Source organism: Bradyrhizobium sp. 33ap4, from assembly GCF_032654765.1.
Lineage (GTDB): Bacteria > Pseudomonadota > Alphaproteobacteria > Rhizobiales > Xanthobacteraceae > Bradyrhizobium > Bradyrhizobium australafricanum.
This window is the reverse complement of sequence record NZ_JAUMTJ010000053.1, coordinates 58,752-65,744: the sequence shown is the minus strand read 5'-3', so window position 1 is coordinate 65,744 and position 6,993 is coordinate 58,752. Positions and strand designations below refer to the sequence as shown.

General features: G+C 59.8%; 9 protein-coding genes. 8 read left to right on the top strand and 1 reads right to left on the bottom strand.

Going from position 1 to position 6,993, the window contains the following annotated elements:
- Positions 1-233 precede the first annotated feature (233 nt).
- Positions 234-527: a hypothetical protein gene (locus Q2M23_RS32635; RefSeq protein WP_316398263.1), complete on the bottom strand. Its 294-nt coding sequence runs from the start codon at positions 525-527 to the stop codon at positions 234-236.
- A 193-nt stretch (positions 528-720) separates the two neighbouring features.
- Between Q2M23_RS32635 and Q2M23_RS32630 the strand changes: the two genes are divergently transcribed.
- The 8 genes from Q2M23_RS32630 to Q2M23_RS32595 all read left to right on the top strand — a co-directional run bounded on the left by Q2M23_RS32630 (position 721) and on the right by Q2M23_RS32595 (position 6,986).
- On the top strand, positions 721-1,080 hold the full coding sequence (locus tag Q2M23_RS32630) for a VOC family protein (protein ID WP_168856885.1): 360 nt from the start codon (positions 721-723) through the stop codon (positions 1,078-1,080).
- 117 nt (positions 1,081-1,197) lie between these two features.
- Positions 1,198-1,653: a flavin reductase family protein gene (locus tag Q2M23_RS32625; protein ID WP_229191026.1), complete on the top strand. Its 456-nt coding sequence runs from the start codon at positions 1,198-1,200 to the stop codon at positions 1,651-1,653.
- Between the two features lie 299 nt (positions 1,654-1,952).
- Positions 1,953-2,822 (top strand): branched-chain amino acid ABC transporter permease, encoded by an 870-nt coding sequence (locus Q2M23_RS32620; RefSeq protein WP_057017950.1) that lies wholly within the window; start codon positions 1,953-1,955, stop codon positions 2,820-2,822.
- Positions 2,806-3,837, top strand: coding sequence for a branched-chain amino acid ABC transporter permease (locus Q2M23_RS32615; RefSeq protein WP_316398262.1), 1,032 nt, complete (start codon positions 2,806-2,808; stop codon positions 3,835-3,837). The genes Q2M23_RS32620 and Q2M23_RS32615 overlap by 17 nt, the downstream gene beginning before the upstream one ends.
- Positions 3,834-4,559: an ABC transporter ATP-binding protein gene (locus tag Q2M23_RS32610; RefSeq protein ID WP_018268995.1), complete on the top strand. Its 726-nt coding sequence runs from the start codon at positions 3,834-3,836 to the stop codon at positions 4,557-4,559. The genes Q2M23_RS32615 and Q2M23_RS32610 overlap by 4 nt, the downstream gene beginning before the upstream one ends.
- Positions 4,560-4,614: 55 nt before the next feature.
- Positions 4,615-5,271, top strand: a complete 657-nt coding sequence (locus Q2M23_RS32605; protein WP_316398261.1) for an ABC transporter ATP-binding protein — start codon at positions 4,615-4,617, stop codon at positions 5,269-5,271.
- A 164-nt stretch (positions 5,272-5,435) separates the two neighbouring features.
- A complete protein-coding gene (locus tag Q2M23_RS32600; RefSeq protein WP_316398260.1) occupies positions 5,436-6,203 on the top strand; it encodes an enoyl-CoA hydratase/isomerase family protein in 768 nt (255 codons plus the stop codon).
- Entirely contained in the window at positions 6,204-6,986 is a 783-nt protein-coding gene (locus Q2M23_RS32595) for a creatininase family protein (RefSeq protein ID WP_168856889.1), read from the top strand. It begins immediately after the preceding gene.
- Positions 6,987-6,993: the final 7 nt, after the last annotated feature.

Genomic DNA, 6,993 nt, shown 5'->3' with positions numbered 1-6,993 from the left:
GAGCGTGACGGCACGGTCAAGAAGATCCACGCCGCCGCCGGCGCCACGCTCGCGGTCGACGCGCTGATCCTGGAGTTTGCGTGACAATCAGGGATCGCGATCTTCGCATTCTACCGTGAGGAGATGTCGGTTAATCCAAGGCGGGAAAGGGCGACCGCCTCATATGCAACGGGCTGCGGGCGATCAAGGTCGACCGATTTTGCGCCCGCATTTGGCTTTCAGTCGGCGCCACATCAACGCGAAGCGTAGTTCCACGACACGAGAAAGCGAGCATCCTGAAAGCCTTGTTCATGCGACATGCGACGGCCCAAGAATCGAGCTTGTTCGCAGACGCGCGAATGCGCCGGCAGGGTGCAATAAGGGAAAATTCGGTCATCGGATAGCTCGCGAGCTGCGCAAGCGCTCAGTGGCAGCGGGTTCACGTGGACGATCAACGGATCAGCGCCAGGCAAATCGCAATCGGCGCAAGCGATGATACGCGCCCGAACGCTCTGCCGAAAAAGCGGCAGGGTTTCGAATGACGCCATGAATCGTCTCTCGTCGTCGCATGCGCTGGAAGTTAAACAAGCCGGCCCCGATAGCCTGCAGCACAATATGCTGATTGGCGATGCGCGCGGTGAAAACTTCGAACATTAATGCCGACCGGGCGGCGCAAGTATCATCAGACAAGCGTGGCCGGAGGTCATGGATTGAAAGTGGGCTCGGAATTGAAAGCAAAGGATGAAGCTCAAGCACATCTATCTTACCGCGCAGGAACCTGAAGCGTTAGCCGGCTTCTATGAAGGGCTTGGACTGACGATCCGCTTCGCCGACGGCGCCAAATGGGTTCAATTCGCCGGAGAGAAGGCCGCCTTCTGCATCGCAGGCCCGGGAGAGTCGGCCTCCGAAAGCGCCCGGAACGCGGTCGTCGTGTTTGAAGTGGATGATCTGGAGCTGGCGCTCGATCGGGCTCGCGCCCTGGGAGCCGAGGTTTTCGGCGAAGTGCGGGACATGGGGGCGCATGGCCGTGTGGCTTGCTTGAAGGATCCGCAAAACAACACGATCCAGCTCTTTCAGGCGTCGAACAAGCAGGGCGGCTAGCCGGCTCCGGACATTCGGTCTGAGTATTTGCGGGAACCTATCACCATGAACTTCCGAGTGTCACCGATGCCAAACCAACCACCCCCGGTGTTCAGCAGCGCGGAATTCCGGAGCGCAATGCGCAACGTGCCCGGTGCGGTATCTATCGTGACGACGGGCGTGCGACCGGGCAGGCACGGTTTGACGTTGACGGCCGGGTGCTCATTGTCAACCGACCCATCGAGCGTGCTCGTTTGCGTCAACAAGTCCGCCGGCGGCCACGACACAATCAAGCAGAGCGGATCATTCTGCTGGAACATTCTCACGGCGGATCACGCTGAGCTGGCAAAAAAGTTTGCCGGGCAGGACGGAAGCAAGGGCGACATACGCTTTGCTGACGGTTTGTGGCGTCAACTCACGACAGGTGCGCCCAGCCTCATCGAGGCAATTTGCAGCTTCGACTGTCGCGTGTCCGGTTCGTACGATGCCGGCAGCCATACGATCTTCGTCGGCGAAGTTGTTGCCCAAACAACCAACCTCGATCGCGAGCCGCTTGTTTACGTAAACGGCGAATTCACCGTACCGAAGCGTTAGACGATCCTGCGCATGGGCTGGCGAATGAGTGTCGGACTCAGTGAGAATAGCGCTCGGACGCCGACCGGGAATGCGAAGCAACGGCTCAGGTCATAGCGTCCGGCGGCCAAGAGGATATCTGTCACAAATGCAGGAGAAATATCAATGCGGGGGACCATATTCGCTGACCGGATCAGGTGGGAGTTCAACGCCGGAATGGTCTCGATCCCGGCCGAGCGCGGCCAGCCGCGGGTAGCGGCTTCCCCGCGGATTGCAGTGTCCAATACGCGGCATTCGCTCGCGCCAGTCAGTGCTTGCTGATGCTCTCGCTCTGGCTCAATGTTCTTGCGAGCGGCATTCTGCTCGGTCTCGTTTACGGCCTCGTCGCGTTGGGCCTGACCATCATATTTGGCGTCATGCGCGTCGTAAATTTTGCGCACGGCGAGATGGTCGTGTTCGGTGTCTACATCGGCTATTGGACGGTTCGGCTGTGGAACGTCCCAATCATCGTGGCGGCAGCAATCGCTGCGGTCGTGATGTTCGTCTTCGGATATCTGTTGGAAACGCTGATCGTAAAGCGGTTCGTGAACCGGCCGCATCACTATCAATTCATCGTTTTCATCGGCCTGTCGTTGCTCTTTAGCGGAACCCTGTTGGTCGCGTTCGGGCCGGATCCGCGTCCAACTGCCTCGCAGCTGTCGTTTCAGACCGTATCTCTCGGCCTTGTGACGCTCGACCTGGCGAGAGTGCAGGCGGCAGCGACCGCCGGGCTGCTTATAGCTCTGCTTGGAGCGTATCTGAAGTTCTCCCCGTTCGGCCGCTCGCTGCGGGCGGCGGCGGACAATCGTTTGGGCGGTCTCATCGTTGGACTGAACATTCCACGAGTCTATGCGGTTACCTTTGGCATCGGCGCAGCTTGCGCAGGGGTCGCCGGCGCCCTGATATCTCCCCTGTTCGACGCTCAACCATATCTCGCCGTCGATTTCACTCTCCTTGCTTTCGTAACGGTCATCGTGGGCGGACTCGGCAGCTTCGGCGGAGCACTCCTCGGAGGTCTGGTGATCGGCGTCGCCGAGGCATTCGCGGCGTTGATGTTCACGCCTTCGATGAAGACGGCGCTTCCTTACGCGCTCCTGATCATCATCCTGGTTTTCCGCCCGAGGGGGTTTTTTGGTGCAAAAGAAATTTGATCGTGGGCTGGAAAGGACACGGTGGCTTGCCGGGATAACGGTCTTCGCTGTCCTGGGATTGGTCGGGATGCTGGCAAACCCGTACGTCATCTCGCTGATGACGATCGTATTGTTGTTCACCTTCCTCGGACAGTCCTGGAACTTGATGCTTGGCATCGGCGGGCAGCTATCGATCGGCCACGCCCTTTTTGTCGGGCTGGGAGCCTATTCCGTCGGCGTCCTCTACGTGAAGTACGGCATTTCGCCATGGGTCGGGCTCTTGACCGGAATGATCCTCGCCGGATCCGTTGGCGCGTCGATCGCATGGTTGAGCTTCCGGTTCGAGGTTCGTGGTATCTATTTCGCGCTGCTTACGATTGCCGCCGCCGAGTTCGCCAGGATCATGTTCAGTGGCTGGGAGTTCGTGGGCGCAATGCAGGGATTGTTCTTTCCTGCGCCAACAGGCGGGATTGAGATCTCCATGCTTCGCGGCGATGCCCGCTTCTACTACTTCGTCGCGCTTGCACTGGCGGCGTTGGGAATAATCGGAACCGAACTTATTTCACGATCCTACCTCGGATACGTATGGCGGGCGATGCGCGACGACGAATCGGCCGCACGCGCGCTCGGCGTCCGGACCTTCCAGCACAAGATTCTCGTGATCTCGATATCGGCTGCAACGGCCGCCGCGGGCGGTGGCGTTCTGGCGCTCGTGCAAGGGTCGATATTCCCGGACTCGATCATGGGGATGGGGCTATCGGTAGACGTCCTGATAGGGCCCGTGGTTGGGGGCTTGGGGACTACGTTCGGTCCGCTGATCGGGTCGCTCGCCGCGATTCCGCTCAACCACTTGATGAGCGCGCTCGGCGACAGTCTTCGGATCCCGGGACTGAACAATATTGCCTACGGTGTTGTCCTGATCTCGGTCGTCTGGTTCCTGCCAGACGGCATCTGGCCGGCGATTGTGCGCCTTTGCAAAGCTATCCAGGCGCCACCCACGGCATGGCTGTGGCAGTCCCGAAAGGTCGAAGAATGACAACCCTGCTCGAGGTCGAGAACCTGTCCCGATCGTTCGGAGGCTTGGTCGCGGTGAAGGATGTAAGCTTCTCACTTCGAGCGGGGCGGATCACAGCGCTGATTGGACCGAATGGAGCGGGAAAGACGACATGCTTCAACCTGGTCGCTGGTGCCCTGAAGCCGACCAGCGGCCGGGTGCTGTTCGAAGGCCGCCAGATCGACAATTCGCCACCCGAGACTGTTTGCAGGATGGGTATCGCGCGAACATTTCAGATCGTGCGGCCGATGCGTGAGATGTCGGTGCTTGAGAATGCCATGATCGGAGCCTTCAGCTGGACCAGAAACGTAAGCGAGGCCAGATCGAAGGCGTACGAGTCTCTTGAAAGCGTTGGTCTGGCCGCCAAGGCCCACGCGAGGACGGATCAATTGACGCTGCCGGACCGGAAGATGCTGGAGACGGCCAAGGCGTTATCGACCAGGCCCAAATTGCTGTTGCTGGATGAGGTTATGGCGGGTCTGCGACCGACTGAAGCTGCGGGTATTGTAGGCGTACTGCAGAAGCTTGCCGAAGGTGGATTGACGATCCTCCTTGTCGAGCACGTTATGCGCATCGTGATGGAAGTGGCCTCGCGTGTGGTGGTGCTGCATCACGGCGCCAAGATCGCAGAGGGACCTCCCGGAGAGGTGGTTGCAGATCCGAAAGTCCTCGAGAGCTACCTGGGGGCGGGCTTCCATGCTTAGTGGTGCGCTTCTGACGATCGATGGACTTTGTGTCGCGTACGATGGATCCTGCGCTTTGAACGGCGTCTCCTTGCAGATCCACAAAGGCGAATTGATCTGCGTCGTTGGCGCGAACGGCGCAGGGAAGACCTCACTCATCAGATCAATCTCGGGCATCGTTCGGTCCTCGAGCGGTGTCATCAAAATGAACGGTGTTGATATCACCGGGATGCCGCCATGGGAGATCTGCGAGCGCGGCATTGCCCAGGTCGCGGAAGGTCGGCAGATCTTCGGAAGTCTTTCTGTGGAAGAAAACCTGCTGCTCGGAGGGGCGCTGAAGCGCGCGAAGGCCCGGCAGTCCGAAACGCTCGAGTTCGTTTATCAGTTGTTTGAGAAGCTTCGTGAGCGCCGGGGGCAATTGGCCGGTACGCTATCGGGCGGCGAGCAGCAGATGCTGGCTATCGGCCGTGCAATCATGTCGAAGCCCGAGGTCGTCATGTTCGACGAGCCTTCCATCGGGCTGTCGCCCGCGCTGACGGACGTCATGTTTCGTGTGGTGAAGTCCCTGCACGAGCAGGGAGCCACGGTACTGCTGGTAGAGCAGAATGTGGCGAAATCGCTTGCGTTGGCCAATCGCGGCTACGTTCTGGAGAACGGCTCAATCGTGCTCCACGGATCCAGCGACGAGTTGCTGAACAATCCCGAGATTCAGCGTGCTTATCTTGGATTGTAACGGTCCTGAATGGCGGGACCAGCCCGTCATCCGAAAAGGCGGCCGAGCGATCGCAGCAGAAGATGCTGCGAAATAGCGACGACACGACCATTTGTGTCGAGCAGCGGCGTCGGGCAAAGGGTGTACCGCAATCAATTCCACAAGGCCTCGCTTAAGCTATTTCTATGGAAGCCGATGACGCCCTTCTAATCGAACCCGACGGCGATGTGGTCACCATGACCATGAACAGGCCGCCGGCGAACGCATTGAATAACGCCCTTGTTGGCCGGCTGCTGGACACGTTTCGCGCATTGTCTCGCGAGGTGTCGCCGCCGGGCATTGTCCTGACCGGCCAGGGCGAGCGCTTCTTCAGCGCGGGCGGAGACATAAAGGAAGTCGCCGGCATCGAAATATCCCGGCCTCGGATGAGGAGCTTCCACGCGCTTCTTTGCGAGATGGAGAGATACCCCGGGCCCTTCGTGTGTGCCGTGCGTGGATACGCCGTCGGCGGGGCCTTGGAGTTTCTTCTTCACGCCGACTACGTCGTGGCGAACCGCGAATGCAAGGTCGGGTTCCCGGAGATCAACCACGGCCTCTTGCCTGCAGCCAAGGGAGTCCGGAAGGCAGTGCAGAAGCTTGGACTTCGTGAGGCGCAGGCATTGCTTTACTGGGGCGACTTGACCGACGCCCAAAGGGCACTCCAAATTGGGGCGATCAACGAGATCGCAAGCACCGCGGAAGTGATGGTGAGGGCCCGGGAGGTATGCAGGTATCTTCGTGGAAAGGAGCGCAAGCTGTTTGCGGCGATCAAGCGGTCGCTGAACCTGACAGGCCAAATGGACGATGCTGCGCTCGAGGCGGTGACGATCGAGGATCTCGCGGCCTATCTGGTAGACGATAGTTCGGCACAGGCGCGTTCGCGCTTCCTGTCGAAACAGCCAAGGAAAGCGTGAATGACCGCACCGGAATTGCCTGACGAGCTCCGCCTTGAACTGATGAGCTTCGAACAGGTATCGGCCGCCCTTGCTGCGGGGGCATCCACCGTCCTGATACCCTGCGGAGCTGTGGAGCAACATGGACCGCACCTTCCGCTCTGCATGGATGCGGATCATGCAGACGCCATCGCCGCAAGGCTGGCGCGGCATCTGGGACGCACCCTGATCGCGCCCACCATCAAGGTTGGCTGTTCAGCCCATCATCTCGTCTTCCCGGGGACGATATCCATTCGTCCGGAGACGTTCGAATCGATCTGCCTGGATTATTGCACAAGTCTTGCGAGGCACGGCTTCAGGCGCATTCTGCTGTTCTCGGGGCACATCGGGAATTTTCCCGCGCTCCAGGACATGCTTCCCCGGCTGAGGAGCGCCGTTCCGGTAGACGTCGAGATCGACGCGTACTGCGATGCAGTCGCCTGGATCGAGAGATGGCGAAGCGCCGTCGAGCAAGCGGGTGGTGACCCGAATGCGGTTGGAGGACATGCCGATATCGCGGAGACGTCGCTCATGATGTTGCTCCGCCCCGATAGCGTTCGGCTCGATCGGTTCGAGGTCGGGCATCTCGGTGCGCTATCCGAGGAGCAGCTTCAGGCAATGTGGAGAAACGGGATCAAGTCCGTCACCGCCAACGGCATCATCGGCAACCCGTTTGGCTCGACGGCCCGGATCGGCGAGCGATGTCTCGCGGCGATAGCAGATCTTCTGGCTGTCTCGTTTGGAAGCCAACGCAACGCTGTCTGAATCTCTC